Annotated in this window: 19 protein-coding genes; 9 read left to right on the forward strand and 10 right to left on the reverse strand. The window is 67.0% G+C overall.

All coding sequences use genetic code 11. The features are described 5' to 3' along the window. The first annotated feature begins 54 nt into the window (after nt 1–54). Nucleotides 55–393: a tryptophan synthase subunit beta gene (locus ACFW0H_RS11150; RefSeq protein ID WP_422913964.1), complete on the forward strand. Its 339-nt coding sequence runs from the start codon at nt 55–57 to the stop codon at nt 391–393. A gap of 106 nt (nt 394–499) precedes the next feature. Here the strand turns inward: ACFW0H_RS11150 and ACFW0H_RS11155 are convergent, their stop codons facing one another. The 3 genes from ACFW0H_RS11155 to ACFW0H_RS11165 form a co-directional block, all read right to left on the reverse strand. Then, complete coding sequence (locus tag ACFW0H_RS11155; protein ID WP_422913965.1) at nt 500–1978, reverse strand: TAXI family TRAP transporter solute-binding subunit; 1479 nt, start codon at nt 1976–1978, stop codon at nt 500–502. Nucleotides 1979–1980: 2 nt separating this feature from the next. Beyond that, nucleotides 1981–3171: a sodium/glutamate symporter gene (gltS, locus tag ACFW0H_RS11160; RefSeq protein ID WP_422913966.1), complete on the reverse strand. Its 1191-nt coding sequence runs from the start codon at nt 3169–3171 to the stop codon at nt 1981–1983. An 89-nt stretch (nt 3172–3260) separates the two neighbouring features. Then, nucleotides 3261–4205 carry a LysR family transcriptional regulator gene (locus ACFW0H_RS11165; protein ID WP_422913967.1) on the reverse strand — a complete coding sequence of 315 codons (945 nt, stop codon included), beginning with the start codon at nt 4203–4205 and terminating at the stop codon, nt 3261–3263. 120 nt (nt 4206–4325) lie between these two features. Between ACFW0H_RS11165 and ACFW0H_RS11170 the strand changes: the two genes are divergently transcribed. Beyond that, a complete protein-coding gene (locus ACFW0H_RS11170; protein WP_422913968.1) occupies nt 4326–5393 on the forward strand; it encodes a Gfo/Idh/MocA family protein in 1068 nt (355 codons plus the stop codon). A 364-nt stretch (nt 5394–5757) separates the two neighbouring features. Here the strand turns inward: ACFW0H_RS11170 and ada are convergent, their stop codons facing one another. The 3 genes from ada to potE form a co-directional block, all read right to left on the reverse strand. After that, nucleotides 5758–6822, reverse strand: coding sequence for a bifunctional DNA-binding transcriptional regulator/O6-methylguanine-DNA methyltransferase Ada (gene ada, locus ACFW0H_RS11175; RefSeq protein ID WP_422913969.1), 1065 nt, complete (start codon nt 6820–6822; stop codon nt 5758–5760). Between the two features lie 81 nt (nt 6823–6903). Continuing rightward, on the reverse strand, nt 6904–7797 hold the full coding sequence (locus ACFW0H_RS11180) for an amino acid ABC transporter substrate-binding protein (RefSeq protein ID WP_422913970.1): 894 nt from the start codon (nt 7795–7797) through the stop codon (nt 6904–6906). Continuing rightward, nucleotides 7794–9131 (reverse strand): putrescine-ornithine antiporter, encoded by a 1338-nt coding sequence (potE, locus tag ACFW0H_RS11185; protein WP_422913971.1) that lies wholly within the window; start codon nt 9129–9131, stop codon nt 7794–7796. The genes ACFW0H_RS11180 and potE overlap by 4 nt, the downstream gene beginning before the upstream one ends. 113 nt (nt 9132–9244) lie before the next feature. On the opposite strand from potE, the gene ACFW0H_RS11190 reads away from it, so the two are divergent. Next, entirely contained in the window at nt 9245–9874 is a 630-nt protein-coding gene (locus ACFW0H_RS11190) for a class I SAM-dependent methyltransferase (RefSeq protein WP_422913972.1), read from the forward strand. Nucleotides 9875–9895: 21 nt separating this feature from the next. On the opposite strand, the gene lapD is transcribed toward ACFW0H_RS11190, so the two are convergent. The 4 genes from lapD to ACFW0H_RS11210 form a co-directional block, all read right to left on the reverse strand. Then, on the reverse strand, nt 9896–11842 hold the full coding sequence (gene lapD / locus ACFW0H_RS11195) for a cyclic di-GMP receptor LapD (protein ID WP_422913973.1): 1947 nt from the start codon (nt 11840–11842) through the stop codon (nt 9896–9898). Between the two features lie 3 nt (nt 11843–11845). After that, nucleotides 11846–12541, reverse strand: a complete 696-nt coding sequence (gene lapG, locus ACFW0H_RS11200) for a cysteine protease LapG (RefSeq protein WP_422913974.1) — start codon at nt 12539–12541, stop codon at nt 11846–11848. Between the two features lie 72 nt (nt 12542–12613). Continuing rightward, complete coding sequence (locus ACFW0H_RS11205) at nt 12614–13015, reverse strand: YbaN family protein (protein WP_422913975.1); 402 nt, start codon at nt 13013–13015, stop codon at nt 12614–12616. Between the two features lie 11 nt (nt 13016–13026). Beyond that, a complete protein-coding gene (locus tag ACFW0H_RS11210; protein ID WP_422913976.1) occupies nt 13027–13614 on the reverse strand; it encodes a UPF0149 family protein in 588 nt (195 codons plus the stop codon). Nucleotides 13615–13750: 136 nt separating this feature from the next. On the opposite strand from ACFW0H_RS11210, the gene recQ reads away from it, so the two are divergent. The 6 genes from recQ to ACFW0H_RS11240 all read left to right on the forward strand — a co-directional run bounded on the left by recQ (nt 13751) and on the right by ACFW0H_RS11240 (nt 22744). Continuing rightward, on the forward strand, nt 13751–15874 hold the full coding sequence (gene recQ / locus ACFW0H_RS11215) for a DNA helicase RecQ (RefSeq protein WP_422913977.1): 2124 nt from the start codon (nt 13751–13753) through the stop codon (nt 15872–15874). Nucleotides 15875–16109: 235 nt separating this feature from the next. Beyond that, complete coding sequence (locus ACFW0H_RS11220; RefSeq protein ID WP_422913978.1) at nt 16110–17282, forward strand: GGDEF domain-containing protein; 1173 nt, start codon at nt 16110–16112, stop codon at nt 17280–17282. A gap of 136 nt (nt 17283–17418) precedes the next feature. Next, nucleotides 17419–18435, forward strand: coding sequence for a DUF2804 domain-containing protein (locus ACFW0H_RS11225; RefSeq protein WP_422913979.1), 1017 nt, complete (start codon nt 17419–17421; stop codon nt 18433–18435). A gap of 76 nt (nt 18436–18511) precedes the next feature. Further along, nucleotides 18512–18946, forward strand: a complete 435-nt coding sequence (locus tag ACFW0H_RS11230; protein WP_422913980.1) for a MarR family transcriptional regulator — start codon at nt 18512–18514, stop codon at nt 18944–18946. Continuing rightward, a complete protein-coding gene (locus ACFW0H_RS11235; RefSeq protein WP_422913981.1) occupies nt 18946–20349 on the forward strand; it encodes a DHA2 family efflux MFS transporter permease subunit in 1404 nt (467 codons plus the stop codon). Before ACFW0H_RS11230 ends, ACFW0H_RS11235 begins: the two co-directional genes overlap by 1 nt. Before the next feature lie 295 nt (nt 20350–20644). Next, the gene (locus ACFW0H_RS11240; protein ID WP_422913982.1) at nt 20645–22744 is read left to right on the forward strand and encodes a FimV/HubP family polar landmark protein; all 2100 of its coding nucleotides are present in this window, start codon (nt 20645–20647) and stop codon (nt 22742–22744) included. Nucleotides 22745–22934: the final 190 nt, after the last annotated feature.

Genomic DNA, 22934 nt, shown 5'->3' on the forward strand with positions numbered 1-22934 from the left:
CCGGGTGTGGGGCATGGGGCGAGCGGGCCTGCGCGATCCGGCAGGGGAGGGACCATGGTTTATGTACAGCGTGACGAGAAAGGCGGGATCCTGCGGCTGGATCACGAGCCCTTCGACGGCATGACCCAGACGCTGTCGGCCAGCGACCCCGAGGTGCGGATCTGGTTTGCCGGCCGTGGCCTGCATGACCACCTGATGGCCCTGCAGCGCTCCGACCTGGAACTGGTCAGGGTGATCGACGACCTGGTGCAGGTGCTGGTGAGCCTGGGGCTGCTTAACTACACCGACCTCCCCGAGCCCGCGCGCCGCAAACTCCAGCACCGCGCCGAAGCCCGTTCCCGGGTGCGTGAACTTGGCGGTCTGCTGACCGACGAGACAGCCTTGCCCTATTGAGCGGCGGGGGCTGCTGACTCCGCCAGCAGCCCCGCGCAGGGTGATCGACTGCGGGTTCGGCCCCTGCGCCATGCCCAGCAGCGCACCAGCCGACTCACCCCATCGCTCAGGGATTCTCCAGGGCCTGCAATGCACCTTCATGCAGGGGGATGGCCAGGGCTCTTCGGGCGTTGGCCTTCGACAACTGCTCGCCCTGGATGCTGCCGGCCGCCAGCCAGTCGTTGTCCGTTGCGAAGAGCAGGCCCGTCAGCAGTTTGGCCTCGCTCGCGCTCAACGTTGCGTCGCAGAGCAGCAGGGCGCTGACCGCGAGGGTGGGCACCGGCGTCGTCTGGTTGGGGTAGGTGGCGGCGGCCACCCGGGTGGCGAAGGTGCCGGGGCGGTTGGCTTGCAGTTGGTCAATGGCCTGTTCGTCCAGCGGTACCAGGCGCAGCTGCATGGCCTCGCTGGCGGCGCGGATGCTGTCGGCGGGGGCGCCGATCACCTGCAGGGTGGCGTCCAGTTGGCCGTCGCGGATGGCGGTCAGCGCCTGTTGCAGATCGACGCTGGCGGCCTCGGCCAGGTCCTCCGGCTTGATGCCGTGGGCGGCCAGTACCGCGATGGCAGTGTCCCGCGAGGCCGAGCCCGGCTGGCCGAGGTTGACCCGCTTGCCGCGCAGGCTGGCCATGTCGGTCACCGGCCCGTCGGCGCGCGCCAGCACATGCACCATCTCCGGATAGAGGCTGGCCAGGGCACGCAGGCCGGAGTAGGGCCCGGATTCGGCAAAGGGGCCGGTGCCATTCACCGCCATCTGCGCCATATCGCTCTGGGACAGCGCCAGCACCACATCGCCGCGGCGCAGCATGCGCAGGTTGTCCAGGCCGCCTTCGGTGGTCAGCGGCGTCAGTTGCAGGCCCTTGGGACGCAGCAGGCTGGTCATGGCCTGGGCCAGCCGCGCGTACTGCCCGGCAGGCGGCCCGCCGGCCAGGGGAAAGCCCTTCTGCAGGCGGCTCAGGCGGCCCTGGATATTGTTCAGGGAACGGTTCAGCTCGTCGGAGATGATGTCCCGCTCCTTTGCCCCGGTGCCGCCGGGGGCGAGGTTCAGCGCGGTGCTCATGGCCGCCAGCAGTTGCTCGCGCGTCTGGCCCACGCCGGGCTCGACGGTTTCCGGCGCGGGCGGGGCCTTGAATCCCTGGGGCACCACGGCTTCCCAGCCGCCGTCGGTCTGGCGGTAGATCAGGCTGCCGTGGGCGTTCAGCAGGTCACCCTTCCTGTTGCCTTCGTTGCGGATGCCGGACAGCCCGCGTGGCCCGGCGCCGAGGGCGCTGATCAGGCTGGCGACGCCGGGGGAGTCCCAGGAACCGAAGTCCTGGTCGCGTTCCACTTTCAAGGTGCTGTCGAAGTAGATCACCAGGCGCTTCTCGCCTTGTGGTGCGTTGGCGTCGCTGGCCGAACCGCGGCGGTCCAGTTCGCTGAGGCTGAGTACGCCGGTGCCGAAGGCCTGTTGCAGGCGTTGCTGCACTTCGGCTTCCAGGGTGGCCTGGTCGGGTCCCCTGGAACAGGCGGCCAGGGTCAGGGCCAGCAGGGCGACGAGGAGGGTGCGCAGCATGGTCAACCTCCCATTCCCGGCAACGCGAGGAAGCCCGTGAGCACCAGCGCATTGAGCAGGTCGATGAGGAAGGCGCCCACCAGCGGCGCGACGATGAAGGCCTCCGGCGCCGGACCGTACTTGTGGGCGATGGCCTGCATGTTGGCGACGGCGGTGGCCGTGGCGCCGATGGCGAAGCCGCAGAAGGCCGCCGAGAGCACGGCGCTTTCGTAGTCGCGGCCGGTGAAGCGGTACACCACCCAGGCGCCGAAGACCATGGCCAGGGCCGATTGCGCGATCAGCATGACGAACAGCGGCCCGGCGACCATGGCCACGTGGCCCAGGCTCAGCGCCATCATGGTGATCACCAGGAACAGCGACAGGGTCACCGAGGCCAGCAGGTCGATGGCGCCGTCGTTCAGCCGCACACCCACCAGGGGCAGGCTGTTGCGGATGGTCACGCCCAGCAGCAGGCACCAGATGAAGCTCGGCAGGGTCACCGCGCCTTCGCCGAACTGCTCGGCGAGGAACTGGCCGACCACCAGGGCGGCCATGGTGGCGGCCAGCACATTGAGGAAGTTGGTGGTGGTTACCGGCGGTGCCGACTCGCCGGTGATCTCATGGTGCTCGCCCCGGGGACCGCTGCCGGCCAGCTTGTGGCGCTTGATCAGCCACTGGGCCAGGGGACCGCCGATGATGCCGCCGGCCACCAGGCCGAGGGTGGCGCCGGTCATCGACAGCTCCATGATGGACTGGAGGTTGTTCACCTCGGCGAAGCGTTCGGCGTAGGCCGCGCCCGTGCCGTGGCCGCCCACCAGGGTGATGGTGCCACCCACCAGGCCCATCAGCGGGTGCATGTCCAGGCCCCAGGCGACCAGGATGCCCAGGATGTTCTGCAGGAACAGGAAGGGGATCAGGGTGATGACGAAGAGCACCAGCCGCTTGCCGCCGTGCTTGAGCATGGCCAGGTCCGCCGACAACCCCACGGCGGAGAAGAAGGCCAGCAGCAGCGCGGGTTTCATGGTGGTGTCGAACTCCACGCGGAAATCGCTGAACGCGCCGGCCACCGACAGGGCGATGGCGAACAGCAGGCCGCCGGTGATCGGCTCGGGGATGTTGTAGCGCGACAGCACGGGAATCAGGCGGTTGACCCAGCGCCCGAGGATCAGGGCGAGGGCGGCCAGGAGGAGGGTTACGAGGGGATTGAGCGTCACGTCTGTGCTTCCTGCCAGGACTGCCCCGCGCCGGCGGGACGACATATCTGGAGGTCTAGCCAAGACTGGCGGGCTTGTCGAACCGGCTCTCAGAGGCGGGTTTCGAGGGCGTGGGGGCCCTGGGTCAGGTGTTCCTTGAGGAAGTCGATGCAGAGCTTCACCTTGGCCGAGCCCGAGGCCCGCGCGGCAGTGACGGCCCAGACATCGGCCGTCTGCTGGTAGGCCGGCAGCAGCCGTACCAGCCTGCCGGCCCTGACGCTCGGGGCCGCGTCCCAGACCGAGGCCATGATCACCCCATGGCCTTCGTGGGCCCACTGGCGCACCACGTCGCTGTGGTTGGAGGCCATGGGGCCGGTGACCTTCACCGTTTCCTCGCCATTGGGGCCGCCGAGGCGCCAGACGCCGAAGCCCAGTTCGCGCTCGCGGAACAGCAGGCAGTCGTGCTGCGCGAGTTCCGCCAGGGTGCGTGGCTGGCCGCGACGCGCGATGTAGGCGGGGGCGGCGTAGAGCATCCGCTGGCTCTCGGCGATCCTGTGGGCGATCAGGTGCGGTTCGTGGACTTCGCCCACCCGCAGGTCGATGTCGAAGTTCTCGCCGATCAGGTCCACCCGCCGATCCAGCAGCTCCAGCCAGACCTCCAGGCCCGGATGGCGCTGGCGCAGCAGGGACAGCACCGGCGATACATGGTCGCGACCCAGGCGCAGGCTGGTGGCGATGCGCAGCACGCCGCGGGGCTCGCCGTGCCGCCCGGACAGCGACTCCAGCATGCCTTCCACGTCTTCGAGGATTTTCTGCGCCCAGACGAAGGCGGCCTCGCCATCGGCGGTGATGTTCACCCGCCGCGTGGTGCGATTGAAGAGTTTGACCCCGAGGGACTCCTCCAGCATGGCGATGCGTTTGCTGACATGGGCCGGGGAGATGCCCAGTTCGGTTGCTCCGGCGATGAAACTGGAGCGCCGAGCCACGGTGCAGAACAGCAACAGGTCGCGCAGGAAGGGATCATTGTTCGCTAATAGCGCATTCTGATTTTTCATGAGGACTGATTATAGATTGAATGGTGAATATTAGTCTTTCGATCAGCTCCTGCCCGGCGCAGGGGTGGGCCGGCCACTCGGGTGGCCGGGTGACCTCCCGACAAGAACAGATCGAACGATATGAGCAGCCTTCGCATCGCCATTGCCGGCGCCGGCCTGATCGGCCAGCGCCACCTCGAACTCATCCAGGCCAGCCCCCTCTGTGAACCGGCGGCGCTGGTGGACCCATCGCCTGCTGCCGCGGCGGTGGCCGAGCGCGCCGGGGTGACCCTGTTCCACTCCCTCGAGGCGCTGTTCCAGCGGGAGCGTCCGGACGGCATCATCCTGGCCACTCCCAACCAGCTGCATGTGCAGCAGGCGCTCACCTGCCTGCAGGCAGGCGTGCCCGCGCTGATCGAGAAACCCGTGGCCCACACGCTGGAGGAGGGTGAGCGGCTGCTGGCCGCGTCGTCGGATTCCCGAGTGCCCTTGCTGGTGGGCCACCACCGTGCCCACAGCCCGATCCTCGGACTGGCGCGGGAAATCATCCGTGAGGGTCGCCTGGGCGACCTGGTGGCGGTGATGGGCAGCGCGCTGTTCTACAAACCCGACGACTACTTCGACGCCGCGCCCTGGCGCCGCCAGCCTGGTGGAGGCCCGGTGCTGATCAACCTGATCCACGAGATCGGCAACCTGCGCTCGCTGTGCGGCGAAATCGTTGCCGTGCAGGCCCTGGCATCCAGCGCCACCCGTGGTTTCCCGGTGGAGGACACGGTGTCCATCGGCCTGCGTTTCGCCAATGGCGCCCTGGGCAGCTTCCTGCTCTCCGATACCGCGGCTTCCGCCCGCAGCTGGGAACAGACCTCCCGGGAAAACCGTGATTACCCCAGCTATGGGGATGAAGACTGCTATCTGATTGCTGGTACCGGCGGCTCCCTGGCCGTGCCCACCATGCGCCTGAAGTGCTACGAGCGTCCGCAGGACCGCTCCTGGTGGAAGCCCTTCACCTGCGAGGTGGCCGAGTTGCGCCGCGAAGACCCGCTGGCGCTGCAGCTGGAGCATTTCTGCCAGGTCATCCGTGGCGAGGCCGAGCCCCTGGTCAGCGTGCGCGATGGCTTGCAGAACCTGCGGGTGGTGGAGGCCATCGCCCAGGCCGCGCGGGACGGCGGGGTGGTGACAGTGCCTCAGGGGATTGCCGGGCTTGCGTAGGTTGGCGCTGAGCCTGCGAAGCCCAACGTCAGGCGTTTGCTCCGGGCAGGTTGTTGGGCCTCGCTGCGCTCGGCGCCAACCTACGGTGCGGTATTTGTGGGAGCGAATTCATTCGCGATGAGCTCTCCACCGTGCATAAGCCGTGCAGGGTGGATAGCGCTTTTCTATCCACCAGCGAGGCATTGCAAGACACCGATGGTGGAAATCCTCAAAGGGATTTCCACCCTTGTACGACATGGAGTCCCCCACAGGAATTGTGGGAGCGAATTCATTCGCGATCGGCCTTTCACGCCCGATACGCATCCTGCAGGCATCGCGCACGTGGCCGATACCCCGCCCCCCGCACATACCCGCCCCAGGCAATTCACGCCTCGGCTTCGCGCTCCAGCAGGCGGCGTTTGCGTTCCACGCCCCAGCGGTAACCGGAGAGGTTGCCGTCGCTGCGCACTACGCGGTGACAGGGGATGGCCACCGCCAGGCTGTTGGCCGCGCAGGCCTGGGCCACGGCGCGCACCGCGCGGGGCGAGCCGATGCGTTCGGCGATCTCCGCGTAGCTGGCGGTGCTGCCGGCGGGGATTTCCCGCAGCGCCTGCCAGACACGCTCCTGGAAGGCGGTGCCGCGCACATCCAGCGGCAGGTCCAGGCCCAGCTTTGGCGCCTCGATGAAGCCGATGACCTTGGCCACCAGCTGTTCGAAATCGCTGTCGCCGCCGATCAGGTGGGCACGGGGGAACTTGTCCTGGAGGTCGCGCAACAAGGCCTCGGGGTCGTCGCCGAGCAGGATGGCGCAGACGCCGATGCCGCTTTGCGCTACCAGGAACGAGCCCAGCGAGCATTCGCCCAGGGCGAAACGGATGTCGTTGTTGGTGCCGCCGGCGCGATAGTCCGCCGGCTTCATCCCCAACACCTGGGCGGAGTCGGCGTAGAAGCGGCTGTTGGAGTTGAAACCGGCGTCGTAGAGCACGTGGGTCACCGAGGCGCCCGGGCCGAGCTGGTCACGCACCTTGCGCGCGCGGCGGGCGCGGGCATAGGCCTTGGGGGTGAGGCCGGTGACGGCCTTGAACACCCGGTGGAAGTGCGACGGGCTCATACCCGCCGATTCGGCCAGGGCCTCCAGGCCCGGCTCATCCTCGGCATCTTCGATCTTCCGGCAGGCGGCGGATACCAGGGCGGCGTGCTGCGCCGCCACGCAGGTCTTGTCGGCTGCGCTGCGGCGGCTGGGGCGGTAGCCGGCGGCCTCGGCCTGCGCGGCGCTGTCGAAGAACTCCACGTTCTCCGGGCGCGGCAGCCGCGTCGGGCTGCTGGGCCGGCAGTAGACGCCGGTGGTTTTCACGGCATAGACGAACTGCCGGTCGGCAGCCGGGTCGCGGGCCTGTACGGCGGCCCAGCGCGGGTCCAGCTCGGTGGCGATCTTGGCAGGGGCTTTCATGGCGCTATCCGCATGAGGTTCGGTCATGGCAGAGAGTATGCGGGCAGCGGGCCGCCCGCATCCTGACTCTTGCTGTCGAATTCAGGGACGGGAGTAGACCTTGAACAGAGTCTGATCCAATTCGCTCGGGGTGCCAAAGTACTTGCTGTAGAGCGGCATTATCCCGCCGGAGCGGTAGAGCTGGCTCAGCGCCGTATCCACCTGCAGGCGGAAGTCCTCGTCGCCACGGGCCATGGCCAGGGAGACCGGTTCGAACTCGAAGCGGCGGTCCAGCACCATCAGGTTGGTGTTGGCCGTGTCCCGCGCCACCAGGCTGCGCAGGATCATCTGGTTGGCGAAAAAGGCATCCACCTTGCCGCTGGCCACCTGGTCCACGCCTTCGACGGGGCTGGCCACAGTCTCCAGGGTGACCAGCAGCTTCAGCAGGCGCAGCTTTTCTCGCGCCCAGGTTTCCACCGGGGTGCCGCCCTGCACCGCGAAGCTGTGGGCGGCCAGGCCACGATTGAGGGTGGCGCGCCAGGTGGGGCCGGTCTGCTCCACTTCGCCATTGAGCACCTTGACCAGCGACAACGGGGCGTTCTTGCGCAGCACCACGCCGATTCCAGCGGTGTACACGGGTTGGGAGAAGGCGACGTCCTGGCGGCGTCTGAGGGTTTCCACCATCGGGCTGCAGAGCAGGTCCACGCCGCCGTCGCGGACCACGTCCAGGGCCTTGTCCGGCGCCAGGGGCACGAAGCGTACCTTGAGCGAGGCGAGGCCCGGCTGAGTGCGGAGCTGGTCGGCGACCTTCTGGCAGAGGTCGATGGCGTAGCCGGAGGCGCCTTCGCCCTCGGTAGCCGTGAAGGGTGGTTGGTTCGGCAGGTAGCCGAGGGTGAAGGTGCCGCTGGCGCGGACCCGGTCCAGGGTCTGGGCGCCGGCCAGCAACGGCAGCAGGGCAGCCAGCAGCAGCGCGGCGCGAGGGAGAAGAGGTTTCATGGCCGGACCTCCGCTTCCAGGGTCGCATGCCGTTCGAGGAACCGGTCGGCGATGTAGCCGAACATCAGGTAGCCGACCGCGGTGACGATCATGCCGCCGAACACCGCCTCGGTCCCCGAGGCATAGAGCGCATAGAAGCTGTAGGCCATGGCCACGAGCAACACGATGACGTTGCGGTGGTGCGGGAAACCCGTCACCCCGGCTTTCTGCATGATCACCAGCAGCGCCGAGAGCGAGGTGATGTAGGGGACGATATTGGTCACCGCAGCCAGGCTCACCAGCTTGCCGAACTGCTCCGACGCGTTGGGCGAGATGGTGGATATCGCCATGGCGCTCTGCAGGATGGCGTTGGCCACCAGCCCGGCGATGGGCGCGCCCAGCAGGGTGACCTTGGCGAACAGGGCCGGGAACATCTGCTGGTCGGCGGTGACCTTGGCGGTCTGTGCCAGGGTGAACTGCCAGCCCAGCAGCGAGCCGACGCAGGCCATCACCGCCAGGCCCATGATCAGGTTGCCCACCAGAGGGTTGAACATCTTCGCGTAGACGAAGGCGAAGGGCGCACTGGAGTTGGCCAGCTCGGGGTTCGGCACTATGCCCATGATCACCGAGGTGGAGAGCACGTAGATCACCGCCGCGCCGAGGGTGCCCAGCAGGCAGGCCAGCGGCACGTTGCGCTTGGGGTTCTCCACGGCATCGGAGTTCTGCGCGGCGGACTCCATGCCGAGGAAGGCCCAGAGGGTGAGCGGAATGCTCTGGGTGATGGCGTCGCCGGTGCTGATCTGGTTGGGGTTCCAGGCCGCCGCGAAGACCTCGGCGTCGAACCAGAACCAGCCGATGACCGACAGGCCCGCCACCGGGATGATCACGCCCCAGACCGTGATCGAACCGATATGTCCGGTGATTTTCGGCCCGCCGAAATTGGCCAGGGTGGTCAGCCAGATCAGCCCCACGGCCCCAATGAACAGTGGCCCCGCGCCGCTGCCCAGCCAGGGGAAGAAGGGCGTCAGGTAGCCGACGGCGGAAATGGCGATGGCCACGTTGCCGATGGCCAGGGACAGGAAGTAGAGGTAGGAACAGAGGAAGAAGGCCGACTTGCCGTGGGCCTCTTCGGTGTAGGCCGACATCCCGCCTGAGCGCGTGCAGTAGATGCCGCACTGGGCGAAGCAGTAAGCGATGGCCATGGAGCCCACTGCGGTGATCACCCAGGACAGCAGGGAGATCGCGCCCAACTGCGCCATGCTGGAAGGCAGCATGATGATGCCCGAGCCCATCATGTTCACCGCTACCAGGGTGGTGAGCCCGGTCAGGCCCATTTTCTTCTCGGAAGCTGCCATGCGCGAGTCCTTGGAAGGAAAGTGTCCCCAGAAAGATAGGTGCCGTCCGGCGATGTTGCCGCCAACCCGGGAGTAGAATTCATCTTCCCGCCACATGCCGTGCCGAGCCGCCCATGCCATTGCGTCCCGAAGACCTCGACAGCATCACCGCCACCACCCTCGACGACTACAACCGCAACGCCGAGGGCTTCCGCGAAGGCACTCGTGACCATGACGTGAGCCAGAACATCGAGGCGCTGTTGCGGCACATCCGGGGTAGCGCGCCCTTCACCCTCCTCGATTTCGGCTGTGGGCCGGGCCGTGACCTGCGGGCCTTCACCCGGCTGGGTCACCAGGCCATCGGCCTGGACGGCGCACAAAGCTTCGTCGCCATGGCCCGCGCCGACTCCGGCTGCGAAGTCTGGCACCAGGACTTCCTCCACCTCGACCTGCCCGCGAAGCGCTTCGACGGCATTTTCGCCAACGCCAGCCTGTTCCACGTCCCGCGCCAGGAGCTGCCCCGCGTCCTGCGCCAGTTGCGCGCCGCCTTGAAGCCCGGCGGCGTGTTGTTCAGCTCCAACCCCCGTGGCCATAACAACGAGGGCTGGAGTGGCAGCCGCTACGGCGCCTGGCACGACTACGAAAACTGGAAGGCCGTGGTGGAGGACGCGGGCTTCGAAGCCCTGGAGCATTACTACCGCCCGGCCGGCCTGCCAAGGGCGCAGCAGCCCTGGCTGGCGAGCGTCTGGCGCCGGGTGGGCTGAGCGGCGGCCGGCGCCCGCGGCCTATTCATGCCAGGGTGCCGGCGCCCCGACCAGGCGCCCCATGGCGCCCTGGATGCCCAGTTCCCGCAGCGTGTCCAGCTCGCCCCGGGTTTCCACCATCTCGGCGATCAGCGGCAGGTCGATGCTGTTGGTGGCGCGGAACAGCGCCTCGATGAACAGGCGCTTGTCGCTTTCCTGGTCGATGGCGCGGATGTAGGTGGCATCGATCTTCAGGTAGGCCAGGCCCAGGTGGGCGAGGTTGCCGATCAGGCTGAAGCGCCCGCCGAAATGTTGCAGGCCCAGGTTGTAGCCGGTTTCACGAATGGCCTGGCAGATCTGCGCCAGTTGGCTGGCTGGCGGCAGGTGGCGTTCGTCCAGCTCCAGGGTGAGCAGCGCGGCCTGCTGCGGGTGGGATTTGAGCAGCGCCACCAGGCGCTCGCGGTTGGCTTCTTCCCCCAGGCTGGCGGCGGACAGGCTGAGGGCGATGGGAGCGGGGTGCTGCTCCAGGTGGGCGAGGCAATGTTCGAGCATGGCCAGGTCGAAGCGCGCGGCCCAGCCGAGGCGTTCGATCCAGGGCAGGAAGCGGCCGGCCGCCACGGCCTCGCCCTGGGGATCCTGCAGGCGCGCCAGCACCTTGTGGTGCAGGGTTTCGCTGATGTTCGAACACAGCCCCACGGGCTGGAAGTACAGGCGCAGCTTGCCCTGGCTCAGCGCATCGTCGATCCAGGCGCGCCAGTCGTGCTGGCTCTGGCCGGGTGCGGCGTCGTAGTCGTCCAGGCGTACCCAGGAGCGATCCAGGCCTTGCGTGGCCTGGGCAAGGGCCTGGTCGGCGCGGCCCAGGACCTTCTGCATTTCTTCCCCCGGGCGATAGGCGGCGATACCGAGGTAGGCCACCGGGCTGCGGTCGCTGGCGCCGGTGGCGTGCAGGTGTTCCAGCTGATCGACGAGGCTGTGGGCCAGTTGCTCGGCGTCATCGCTGCCGAGGCCGGGGGCGAGCAGGGCGAACTCGCCGCCACGGCTGCGCGAGGCCAGCCAGTCCGCCGCGCCGCGCTGGCGCAGCAGGTTGTCGAGGGTCTGGCCGATGTCGCGGATCAGGGCGTCGGTGTGCTGCCCGCCGAGGCGCTGGTTGAGCCCGGCCAGGTCATTGACCCGCAGCAGCATCAGGTAGCCGGCGGCGTTCTGCTCGTTGGGCACCAGCTGGTTGGCCAGGCGGATGTCGAACTGGCGGCGGTTGGCCAGGCCCGTGAGGCTGTCCTGGTAGGCCTCCTCGCGCAGGCGTTCGCTGCGGGCCGCTTCCTCGGCGAAGAGGTTGCGCAGCTTGTCCACCATCTGGTTCATGGCCAGCACCACGCGGCGCAGTTCCGGCGTGCGCGGCACCTTGGGCAGGGCGAGGAATTCGCGACGGCTGATGGCTTCGGCCTGCTGCACCATGTTGTCGAGCGGGCGCAGCTGGGTACGTAGCAGCCAGGCGCCGACCAGGGCGCTGAACACGCCGCAGAGCAGCAGCCAGGCCAGGCTGCCGAGGGCGCTGTCCCACAGCTTGGCGAGGGCGAACTGGGGGTGGCTCAGCACCTCCACCCGTGCCGCCTGCTGCCAGCCGCGCATGATCAGCGCATCGCCGCCCTGGGGCCGCAGGTTGACCAGGTGGGCGAACCAGTTCGGCACCTGCTCGCTGCTGGTGGTGGCGCTGCGCTCGGCGATCACGCCGCCATCGGGAATGCGCACGACGCGGATGCTGGCGAAATAGCCGCTGTCGAATATGGAGCTGACCATCAGCTCGATCATCGCCGGGTCGTCGACATGGGGTGTCATGGACAGGCCGAGGGCGGTGGCGGCGTCCTGGGCATGGGAACGCAACTGGCTGAGCAACTGCTCGCGGGAGCTTTCCACCCCGGCGAGGAAGCTGCCGGCGAAGGCCAGTGCGAGCAGCAGGCAGATGGCCAGGAACAGTTGCTTGAGTAAGGACATGGGCTAACCCTCTCCAATGGCGAAGCCTTCGGCTTTCATCTTTTTCAGCAGGTCCTGCCAGCGCGACAGTTTCTTGGTGTCCCCGGCGCGCTTGGCGCCGGTGTAGAGCCCCTCGGCGTTGAAGGCGTACACCGGCAGCAGGTCGCTGCGCTGCGAGGCGGGACTGATGTCGCCGACCAGGTTGTCCAGCACCAGGGGATCGGCGGTGGGCGTCTTGTAGTAGGTCAGCACCATGTGCGCCTGGTTCTGCCGCAGGGCCTTGACGTAGGTGATGCGCAGCTTCTCGGCGGGAACGCCGAGGCGGCGCAGGGTGAAGTACTTGGCGATGGCGTAGTCCTCGCAATCGCCGGCCCCCTGGACCAGGGCTTCGACCGGGGTGGCCCAGTAGTCGTTGTCGCGCCAGATGCGGGTGTCGTCGGAAAAGCGCAGTTCATGGTTGAAGAAGCGGTTCACCGCGCCGAGCTTTTCCGCCTCGGGCAGCTCGACGCTGGCCTGGATCAGATCGCTCCAGGCGAGGATGCGTGCCTTGGCCGGGCCCAGGTCGCCATAGTGCTTCTCGGCGTTGCGGATGATCAGGTCGAAGTCCCAGTTGGCCAGCACGCTGGCCAGGCACAGCAGCAGGCCGGCGAGCAGGCAGGCGCCTTGCCATGCCAGCCACGAGGGTTGTCGCAGTCCCATTGCCACCCGCCGTTGCCGCATCGGCCTTCTCTCCGCCCGGGATGGAGAGATTCTAGGCAGGCATTCGCGGGTCTGCCGGCTGGATGCCGGGTGTCACTGGCTGCGCAGGGTCTTCTGGCGAAGGATATAGATGCTGACCAGCACGGCGCTGGTGAGCATGAAGCCGCGTGCCCAGGGCAGGGGCACGAGGAAGCAGGAGAGGCTGATGCTGGCCCACATCAGCACCAGGGCGTAGACCTTGCCCTTGAGCGGGATGCCCTGGCCTTCCAGGTAGTCGCGGATCCAGGGGCCGAGCTTCGGGTGTTCCACCAGCCACAGGTAGAAACGCCGCGAGCTGCGGACGAAACAGGCCGCGGCGAGGAGCAGGAAGGGCGTGGTGGGCAAGACCGGCACGAAGATGCCGATCACGCCCAGGACGACGCTGAGCCAGCCAATCAGCAGCAGGATCATGCGCAGCGCCGGGTGGCGCTGCTGCTGGATATCGCTGTGCGCCATCCGCGCCGGCCTTAGTGGTGGCGGGGCTTGAGCAGTGCGGGCTTTTCTTCCGGGGCGTTGCAGAGGAGGAAGAGGGCGGTCAGCAGTTCGGGGATCTGCTCGACCATTTCATCCACCAGGTTGCGGTCCTTGGCGATATCGGCGAACTCGGGCTGTTCGTCGAACAGGCCGGAACCCACCATGATCGGCAGCAGCAGCTCGCTGACTTCCTCTTCGGCGTCCTCGAACCAGGTCTCCTCGCGCAGGAACACGCCTTCCATGAAGCCGATGCACCAGCCGCGCAGGTCGGAGTCATCCGGGTCGTCACCCAGGTCCAGGTCGCAGGGCAGCTCGGGGTCGTCATCGCTGGCCAGCTGGCGGGCAATGTGGGCCTTGAGGGCCAGCAGGGTGGCTTCGATCTCTTCGCGCTCGGCGTCGCTGCGGTAGTGCGGCGGCTCGGCGAACAGGGCGTCGATCCACTCGCGCTCCGGCACCTGGTTGGGGCAGATCGACAGGGCCGTCAGGTAGCCGTGGGCGGCCACATAGTCCAGAGCCTCCTCGTGCAGGTCATCGGCATCGAGGAAAGCTTGCAGGCGGGACAGTTGCTCAGCGAAGGACATCGTGGGACTACCTTGAGAAAGAATCGACGCTGAATTCTAGTCGAGTGCGAGGCCCGCGGCAAAAGCGGGGGCGATGGGCGTGGGCACCTTGCCGGTTCTGCTGACGTATAATGCGCGGCTTGTTCCGGAGACCCCCATGCTCGACCAGGCACAGCGCATCCTCAAAGACGTATTCGGCTACGACGCTTTCCGCGGCAACCAGGCCGCGATCATCGACCGTGTCGCTTCGGGCGGCGATGCCCTGGTGCTGATGCCCACCGGCGGCGGCAAGTCGCTCTGCTACCAGGTGCCGGCGCTGCTGCGCGACGGCCTGACGGTGGTGGTTTCGCCGCTGATCGCCCTGATGGAGGACCAGGTCGCCACCCTCGACGAACTGGGCGTGCCTGCGGTTGCGCTGAACTCCACGCTGTCGGCCGAGGCCCAGCGGGATATCGCCGAGCGCATCCGCCGCGGCGAGATCAAGCTGCTCTACCTCGCCCCCGAGCGCCTGGTGCAACCGCGCATGCTGGCCTTCCTGCAGCGCCTGCAGATCGGCCTGTTCGCCATCGACGAAGCCCACTGCGTGTCCCAGTGGGGCCATGATTTCCGCCCCGAGTACCTGCAACTGGGGCAGTTGGCCGAACTCTTCCCCAACGTGCCGCGCATGGCCCTGACCGCCACCGCCGACATGCGCACCCGCGAGGAGATGGTCCAGCGCCTGCACCTGCAGAACGCCGAGCGCTTCCTCTCCAGCTTCGACCGACCGAACATCTTTTACCGCATCGTCGCCAAGGACCAGCCGCGCAAGCAGTTGCTGGGCTTCCTCGCCGAGCGCCGCGGCGATGCCGGCATCGTCTACTGCATGTCGCGCAAGAAGGTGGAGGAGGTGGCGGCCTTCCTGTCCGAGCAGGGCTTCCCGGCACTGCCTTACCACGCGGGCCTGGCCAATGACCTGCGGGCCTATCACCAGAAGCGCTTCCTCAATGAGGAGGGGCTGATCATGGTGGCTACCATCGCCTTCGGCATGGGCATCGACAAACCGAACGTGCGCTTCGTGGCCCATCTCGACCTGCCCAAGTCCCTCGAGGCCTATTACCAGGAAACCGGCCGCGCCGGTCGTGACGGCCTGCCGGCGGATGCCTGGATGGTCTACGGGCTGCAGGATGTGTTGCTGCTCAAGCAGATGCTGAGCAATTCCGAAGGCGACGAACGACACAAGCGCATCGAGCAGCACAAGCTGGATGCCATGCTCTCCCTGTGTGAGGAAACCCGCTGCCGCCGCCAGGCGCTACTGACCTACTTCGACGAAGTGCTGGCCGACCCCTGCGGCCATTGCGACATCTGTACCGACGGCGTGCAGACCTGGGATGCCACCGAGCCGGCGCGCCAGGCGCTATCGGCCATCTACCGCAGCGGCCAGCGCTACGGGGTCGGCCACCTGGTGGACCTGCTGCTGGGGCGTGACAACGAGAAGGTGCGCTCCGCCGGCCACCAGCACCTGTCGGTGTTCGGCGTGGGCAAGGGTATGTCCGAGGGCGAGTGGCGCACCTTGTTCCGCCAGATGGTGGCGCGCGGACTGGCCGACGTCGACCTGGAAGGCTTTGGCGGCCTGCGCCTGACCGAGGCCTGCCGCTCGCTGCTGCGCGGCGAGGTACGCCTGGAGCTGCGCCGGGATCTCTCGGCCAAGGCGCCCAAGCCCGCGGCCAGTGCCGCCAGCCAACTGGTGCGGGGCGAGGAGCGCGCGCAGTGGGAGGCCTTGCGTGCATTGCGCCGCAAGCTGGCCGAGGAGCACAGCGTGCCGCCCTACGTCATCTTCCCCGACGCCACGCTGCTGGAGATGCTGCGCAGCCAGCCGCGCAGCCTCGCCGAGATGGCGCGCGTCAGCGGCGTTGGTGCGCGCAAGCTGGAGCGCTACGGCGAAGCGTTCCTCGAAGTGCTCAATGGCGCGGGTGAGGCGCCCCGCGCCGTTACCGACCTGCGCCATGAACTGGTCAGCCTGGCCCGCGCCGGCATGACCCCGGCGCAGATCGCCCGCCAGCTCGATTGCAGCGAGAAGAACGTCTACAGCCTGCTGGCCGAAACCATTGGTAACCAGCAGCTCAGCCTGGAACAGGCCCTGGACCTGCCGGAGGACCTGCTGAGCGAGATCCAGGACGCCTTCCTCGACGGCGAAGGCGAGCTGCCAGCCGTCGCGGAAGTGGCCGAGCTCTTCGCCGGCCGCGTGCCCGATGGCGTGCTGCATTGCGTGCGTGCCGCCCTGCAGGCGGAATTCGAGGCCTGATCGGGGCGCAAGCCTGTGTAGTGCCAAGGGTGGATCACGCTTCACCGATCCACCATCGGAGCCAGGTTTGGCCGCGTTGGTGGATATAAAAAGCGACATCCGCCCTACGAAGTCCGGAGCGCGGGGTAGTGGGGCGTGCATGGCGTCGGAATCATGACGGGGCAAAACGACGAACTTGTGACGCATCTCCCAACCAGCTAATGTGCGTCAGAGGCCTCCGATAGAAGAGGTAGAAGTGTCCTACAGCAACATTGCCTGGCTGAATGACGTTCGTCCCAACCCCTATGCTGACCAGCTCGCCCTGGGGTTTCGCCAATTACGTTTCGCGCCCTCCCTGGAGCGCGAATACCGCGATTATTTCCTCGAAGAGAATTTCGACCTCAAACGCATCGCGCTGAGCGTCGGCCTGGTGATCTGGCTGGCGTTCGCCGTGCTTGATTTCTACCTGGTCAGCAGCGAAACGCGCTGGTGGTTGCTGGCGGTTCGCCTGGGCGTGCTGGTCCTGCTGCTGGGCTGCGGCGTGCTGATGATCCAGCGGCGCCATCGCAACCTGCTGGCCCCCCTCAGCCTGACCTGTATCGGTGCCCTCGGCATCGGCGCCGGGGCGGTCGTGGCGATAGCCCATCGCAGCGCCCCGTCCTTTCCTTATGAAGGGCTGCTGCTGGTGTGCATGGCCGCCTATTTCCTGGTGGGACTGCGTCTGGTGGAGGCCCTGGGTGTTTCACTGGTGATACTGGTGGCTTATGTGGGCCTGGAGCTGTGGGCCGGGCTGCCCTGGGTGCGGCTGATCAACAACCTGCTGTTCCTGTTGTTCGGCAACCTGGCCGGCGCCGTGGGTTGCTACCTGCTGGAGTTCAAGTCTCGCGAGCAGTTCCTCGTCAGCCGCCTGATGCGGGTGCTGGCCGATCACGATAGCCTCACCGGGCTCTGCAACCGGCGCAGCTTCAACCGCCAGCTGGAACGCCTGTGGCGCCAGGCCCAGCGCGAGCAGCACGGCCTGGCGCTGCTGCTGTGCGACGTCGACCATTTCAAGGCCTACAACGACCGCTACGGCCACCAGGCCGGCGACCAGGTGCTGCAGCAGGTCGCCCGGGTGCTGGAGGACACCGCGCGGCGCCCGCTGGACATGGCGGTACGCCTGGGTGGCGAGGAATTCGCCGTGCTGCTCTATGGCATCAATGACGAGGAAGCGCGGTACTGTGCCGAGAAGCTGCGAGACGCCCTGGAGCGCCGGGCGATCCGCCACGAGGCATCGCCCACCGCACAGGTGTTGACCATGTCCATTGGCGTTGCCTGCGTGCGCCCGGGCCCGGGCATGCCGCTGGACAGGCTGTACGAGCTCTATGAGCAGGCGGATCGTGCCTTGTACGAAGGCAAGGCACTCGGTCGCAACCGCGTTGTGGCCTGACGTCTGACGAAAGCGGCCTTCGCTCGGCGACTTTTCCTGCAGAACTCAATTCGTCGCTCGCCTTGGCGCGGCCGGTGACTGTCCGGGGCCACCGCCGGTGCTAGCATCGCCGCTCCTCCTGCCATGAGCGATCCGCATGGACAAGCTGATCCGGGCCGACGGCCAGCCGCACTTCGGTATCTTTCCCGCCGCGCCGGGCCTCATCAATTACCGTGACTTCGACTTCCGCTCGCCCATGGGCCGCCGCCTCGGAGCCCTGGCCAAGTGGCGACGGTTCCACCAGTTCCAGTACTTCGGCCTGATCAGCGACGAGCTGATTGGCGGCTGCGCCCTGGCCAACCTGAGCCTGGTGGGCATCGGTTTCGTCTACCTCTACCACCCCGCCAGCGGGCGCATGGTCGAGCGCCAGTTCAAGCTGCCGCTCGGCCTGGGGATGCGCTTTTCCCAGTCGCCGGATGACGGCGTCTGCGAGCTGCGGCAGGGCCGCAATCTCCTGCGCCTGGAGAACAGCGCGCTTGCGGGCGAGAAGCGCCTGCTGGTGGAACTGGACGACGGCACCCGTATCGACGCCTGCTTCAGCGACCGGCAACCGGCCTTCCAGCCCATGTGCATCTGCACCCCGGCCGCGGTGAATGGCTGGGTCTATGCGCAGAAGGTGGCCGGTGTCACCTGCCGTGGCGAGGTGCAGAGCGCGCTGGGTCATTTCGACCTCGGGCGGATCGGCGCCTTTGCCCATCACGACTGGTCCGCCGGCTACATGCGCCCGGAGACCAACTGGAACTGGGCCTGCCTGTCCGGCCTCGCCGCTGGGCAACGTGTCGGGCTGAACCTGTCCTGCGGGGTGAACGAGACCAGTTTCACCGAGAACTGTTTCTGGTTGGATGGCCAGCTGTTCAAGGTCGATACCGTCAGGTTCACCTTCGATCGTGACCGGCCGTTGGACTCTTGGACCATCCGTTCCCATGATGAGCAGGTGGAGCTCCGCTTCGTGGGCGCGGGGCTGCATCAGGAGCGGCTGAACCTCGGCTTTATTGCAAGCAATTTCCGCCAGGTATTCGGCCGTTTCAACGGCACCCTGCGGCCGCCGGGGCGGCCAGCGCTGTCAATCGATGGAATCTGGGGGTTCGTCGAGGACCAGTATGTGAAGTGGTAGAGGAGGGGGCTTGCTCGTGGCTTGCGGCTATGATTAGCTGGCTAATAATTAGTATAAGAAGTCCGAGTCAATTCCGATGTCCTACCCCGATCAACACCGCTTCGCCATGCAACTCGCGCAGATGTCCCGTGCCTGGCGCGCCGAACTCGACCGCCGGCTGGCCGGCATGGGGCTGTCCCAGGCCCGCTGGCTGGTGCTGCTGCACCTGTCCCGTTTCGAGGATTTACCCACCCAGCGCGAGCTGGCCAAGAGCGTCGGCGTCGAGGGGCCAACCCTGGCGCGTCTGCTCGACAGCCTGGAGGCCCAGGGCCTGATCCAGCGCATGGCCGTCGCCGAGGATCGCCGGGCGAAGAAGATCGCCCTGTGCCCGCCGGCCCGTCCCTTGATCGAGAAGATCGAAGCCATCTCCAGCCAGCTGCGCCAGGAGCTTTTCGACGGTATCGACGACGAAGAACTGCGCCACTGCCAGCAGGTCCACGCCCGGATACTGACCAATCTGGACCGTCTCTGATGGCCGAGGATCTGGAAGCGCTCCAGCAGCGCTTCGGAGCCCGCTATCCGCAATGGCTGCTGGGGCTGCTGATGCTCGGCAGCATGGCGATGATCCTCGCGTCCACCAGCATCAACGTCGCGCTGCCGGCGATCATGGCCGATTTCTCGATCGGCCGTCCGCTGGCGCAGTGGCTTGCCACCGGTTTTCTCGCCGCCATGACCGCCGGCCTTCTGCTGGCCGCCTGGTGCCAGGCGCGGCTGGGGGCGCGGCGAACCGTACAGATCGGGCTGGGCCTGTTCGGCCTGGCTTCAGTCCTGGCCCTGGTGGCCACTTCGGCCTGGCAGCTGATCGCCCTGCGCATCCTCATGGGCGCCTGCGCGGGCATCATCCAGCCCCTGGCCATGGTGCTGATCTTCCGCGTCTATTCCGACGGCGGCCGCGGCATGGCCCTCGGTATCTACGGATTGGGGATCATGGTTGCACCCACCCTGGGGCCGACCGTGGGTGGCTACCTGATCGACCATTTCGGCTGGGGCGCGGTGTTCTGGCTGCCGTTGCCGCTCTGCCTGATGGCACTGGTCGGCGCCCAGTGGCTGATGCCCAGCGACCGCGATCGGCGAACGCCTGCCGTGGACCTGCCAGCGTTCGCCTTGCTGAGCGTCGCGCTCTTCACCCTGCTCGGTGCGCTGGCGGAGGCACAGCGTTTCGGCTGGCTGGCCCCGAGCGCCTGGTTGCCGGGGCTGATCGGACTGGGTTGCGCCCTGGCCTTCCTGCGTCGCAGCCGGTCCAGCGAGCGGCCCCTGTTGCCGCTGCAACTCTGGCGGCATGCGGCGTTTCGCAAGGCCAGCTGGGTGGCCCTGGTGCTTGGGCTGGGGCTCTACGGCTCCACCTACCTGATTCCACTGTTCCTGCAGACGGTAGAGGGTTACAGCGCTGGCGAGGCCGGCCTGCTGCTGCTGCCGACCGGCGTGGTGCTGGGGCTGTCCTCTTTCCTTGGCGGCTGGGCCAGTGATCGGCTGTCGGCAGCTTCCATGCTGGTGTTCGGCCTGTTGGTATTCGCCTTGTCATCCGCCGCCCTGGGGTTGGTGGGGGCGGGGGCGTCATTCCTGGCACTCTGCGCCTGGGCCTGCGTCGGCCGCCTGGGGCTCGGGTTGCTCCTGCCGGCGATGAGCACCGGTTCGCTGGACGTCCTCAGCCGTGACGAACTGGCCCTGGGGGCGGGCGCCATCACCTTCGTTCGTCAGTTGGGTGGCGCCTTCGGTGTCAACCTGCTGACCTTCTTCCTGGAGTGGCGTCATACTGCGGGCGGAGGCGATGCTGCGGCTGAGGCGATGGCGTTCGAACAGAGCTTCTGGCTGGTTGCGCTGCTCTTCCTGGTGGCGGTTGTACCTGCCCGGGGCGTGCGTCCTGCAAGGGTTTGAGCGTGCAAATCGCACGATGAAAAATTTGTCAAGACCCTAGCGAAATCTTTCCTATAGTGGAGTAAGCTACAGGCCTGGCTTGTGGCCAGCTGCCATTACGGTGGGTGAAGGAGCAGGGAGCCCGCCATCACGGATCTTCAGTGGGATGGATAAGGAGCATTATCCCGCTATCACTGTTGTTTTGAGGTCTGCGTTTCTCACGTCACCTCGAGAACGTCCAGGCAGGACGTCGAAGGTGCAACTCGTGGGTGCGAATGGCCGGGGAGGACATATGGCAAGGGTGCACAAGCTCCTTTTGACGCTTGCTTCAGGTTCTGCGCTCTATTCGGGCCTGGTGCCGGCGCTAGGGCTAGGCGAAATCTCCCTGCACTCTGCCCTTAACCAGCCACTGAATGCCGAGATCGAACTCCTTGAGGTCGGTGATCTCGACGACAGCGAAATCAAGGTCAGGCTGGCATCCGCCGAGGCCTTCGAGCATGCCGGCGTCGATCGCTTCATCTTCCTCAACGACCTGCGTTTCAGTCCGATGATCCGTGGCGCGGGCAGCCGCATTCGCGTGGTGTCCAGCCAACCGGTCCGCGAGCCCTACCTGAATTTCATCGTCGAAGTGGCGCGCCCCAACGGCAAGCTGCTGCGCGAGTACACCCTGTTGCTGGACCCGCCCGGTTCCGCCTATACCGCGAGTGCCGCGCCGGTCGTCCAGGCTGATGCCGTTCCCGTTCCTGTCGCCGCGCCGCGCCCGGCACAGGTGCAACCCGGCCCCGCACCGGCTGCCACCGAGGGCAGGCGCTACCAGGTTGCACAGGGAGATAACCTCTGGCTCATCGCCAAACGCCTCAGCGCCGCCAGCGGCATGACCCAGCGGCAGATGCTGGACGGCATCTATGCCCTGAATCCACAGGCCTTCCCCGGTGGCGATATCAATCGCCTGCACGTCGGCCAGTCGCTGTTATTGCCGGATGCGGCGGCGCAGGTGGCAACGCCGGTGGCTGCCGCCGCGACCGTCCAGCCGGCCGAAGCGCCGGCCCAGCCCGCCGCGCCGTCCGGACCGACGCTGGACGAGCTGACCCAGGCCCAGCAGCGCGTCGATTCCAGCATCGCCCAGGGCGAAGCCGAGCGCGCCGAGCTGCGCCAGCAAATCGCCGAACTCCAGGCCAAGCTGGACTCCATGCAGAATCAGTTGAGCGGCAGCGACCAGCAGATGGCCGAGCTGCAGACCCAGGTGCAGCAGATGGCCGCCGTGCCGGTCAGCGACGCTCCGCAGGCCCAGCCGGCCCCGGCCGCCGTGGCGATCCCGGCCGCCCAGGCTGTCGAGCAAGCGACCCTGGCTCCGGTGCACGAAGGCAATTCCGGCATCAGCCCCGTCTGGTGGGCGATCATGGTGTCCGGCCTGGTCCTGCTGTTCCTCCTGGACTGGGTGCTGCTGCGTCGTTCCCGCCGCGAGGCGCAGGAACAGGAGCTGCAAGAGGCCCAGACCACCGGCAAGGCCAAGGTGGCCTTCCAGCACCGCCATCAGGATCTGCAGCCTGTCGCCCCGACCAGCCCCGAACCGGCTCCGGTCGTCGTGCCGTTGCCGGTGGCTGCTGCATCCAGTTCCAAGGTCAACGCCGACGCCCTGGAAGGCGCCAACATCTACATCGCCTATGGCCGCTGGCGCGAAGCGCTGGGCGTGCTGCGCCCGGCCGTCGCCCACGAACCGCAACGCCTGGAACTGCGTTACCGGTTGCTGGAGGTGCTGGGTGAATTGCGCGATCCGGTGGCCTTCACGCTCGAGGAGGCTGCGCTGCGTGACCTGCAGGCTGACGAAGAGCGCCTGGCGGCCATACGTGCGCGCTACGCGGATGTCGGTTCGGCTGCCGTAACCCCCGTCGAGCCCGTTTTCGTGCTGGACGAAGCCACGCCTGGCCTGGCCGTGGCAAGCAACGAGCCCATGGACGGCGTGCAGATCGATTTCGATGGTTACCCCCTGGATGCGGACTGGGAACAGGTCAGCCCGTTCAGGACTGCCGAGCCCAAAGGCAAGGCTGCCGTGGTCCAGGCCTTCCCGACCGTGGAAGAGGACGTGGGCTTCCCCACCAATCTCCAGGAACTGCCGGAAGTCTTCGAGCTGACCCTGGACGCCGACACCCTGACCCCGTTCGGCGAACTGCCGGAATTGTCCCGTGCCGAGGGCCTGGACGAGTTCACCGTCGAGTTCGCCGACCCCCTGGTCAGCCTGGAGGAACTGGACAAGCTGGACGCGCGCCAGGAGAACCTCATCAAGCTCAACCTTGCGCTGGCCTACATCGAGCAGGGCAATATCGAGGCGGCCTGCAGCATCCTCAATGAGGTCATCATCGCAGGCGACGACCAGCAGAAACAGGAAGCACGGGACCTGCTGGCGAAGATTGCCTGAAGCCTGTCAGCCTGAACGAAGAAGCCCGGACCTGATCCGGGCTTTTTCATTTGAACTCGGGAAACCACGCCCTTCGGACGTAGCCATGAGTCACCGGCTCTGCCTATTACGACTCAAGTTGTCTGGCTGAAGCGGGGTAGGGTGCGCCGTGCGCACCAATGGTGGTTGAGCGAGGCGCAGGGGCTGATCC

Origin of the sequence: Metapseudomonas cellulosilytica, from assembly GCF_049334135.1 — a bacterium.
In the GTDB taxonomy this organism is placed as follows: Bacteria; Pseudomonadota; Gammaproteobacteria; order Pseudomonadales; family Pseudomonadaceae; genus Metapseudomonas.

Bases quoted from the DNA above. Each gene is read 5' to 3' on its own strand.
- ACFW0H_RS11150 (WP_422913964.1), top strand. From the start codon at position 55: ATGGTTTATGTACAGCGTGACGAGAAAGGCGGGATCCTGCGGCTGGAT.
- ACFW0H_RS11155 (WP_422913965.1), bottom strand. From the start codon at position 1,978: ATGCTGCGCACCCTCCTCGTCGCCCTGCTGGCCCTGACCCTGGCCGCC.
- ACFW0H_RS11165 (WP_422913967.1), bottom strand. From the start codon at position 4,205: ATGAAAAATCAGAATGCGCTATTAGCGAACAATGATCCCTTCCTGCGC.
- ACFW0H_RS11170 (WP_422913968.1), top strand. From the start codon at position 4,326: ATGAGCAGCCTTCGCATCGCCATTGCCGGCGCCGGCCTGATCGGCCAG.
- ada (WP_422913969.1), bottom strand. From the start codon at position 6,822: ATGAAAGCCCCTGCCAAGATCGCCACCGAGCTGGACCCGCGCTGGGCC.
- ACFW0H_RS11180 (WP_422913970.1), bottom strand. From the start codon at position 7,797: ATGAAACCTCTTCTCCCTCGCGCCGCGCTGCTGCTGGCTGCCCTGCTG.
- potE (WP_422913971.1), bottom strand. From the start codon at position 9,131: ATGGCAGCTTCCGAGAAGAAAATGGGCCTGACCGGGCTCACCACCCTG.
- ACFW0H_RS11190 (WP_422913972.1), top strand. From the start codon at position 9,245: ATGCCATTGCGTCCCGAAGACCTCGACAGCATCACCGCCACCACCCTC.
- lapD (WP_422913973.1), bottom strand. From the start codon at position 11,842: ATGTCCTTACTCAAGCAACTGTTCCTGGCCATCTGCCTGCTGCTCGCA.
- lapG (WP_422913974.1), bottom strand. From the start codon at position 12,541: ATGCGGCAACGGCGGGTGGCAATGGGACTGCGACAACCCTCGTGGCTG.
- ACFW0H_RS11205 (WP_422913975.1), bottom strand. From the start codon at position 13,015: ATGGCGCACAGCGATATCCAGCAGCAGCGCCACCCGGCGCTGCGCATG.
- ACFW0H_RS11210 (WP_422913976.1), bottom strand. From the start codon at position 13,614: ATGTCCTTCGCTGAGCAACTGTCCCGCCTGCAAGCTTTCCTCGATGCC.
- recQ (WP_422913977.1), top strand. From the start codon at position 13,751: ATGCTCGACCAGGCACAGCGCATCCTCAAAGACGTATTCGGCTACGAC.
- ACFW0H_RS11225 (WP_422913979.1), top strand. From the start codon at position 17,419: ATGGACAAGCTGATCCGGGCCGACGGCCAGCCGCACTTCGGTATCTTT.
- ACFW0H_RS11230 (WP_422913980.1), top strand. From the start codon at position 18,512: ATGTCCTACCCCGATCAACACCGCTTCGCCATGCAACTCGCGCAGATG.
- ACFW0H_RS11235 (WP_422913981.1), top strand. From the start codon at position 18,946: ATGGCCGAGGATCTGGAAGCGCTCCAGCAGCGCTTCGGAGCCCGCTAT.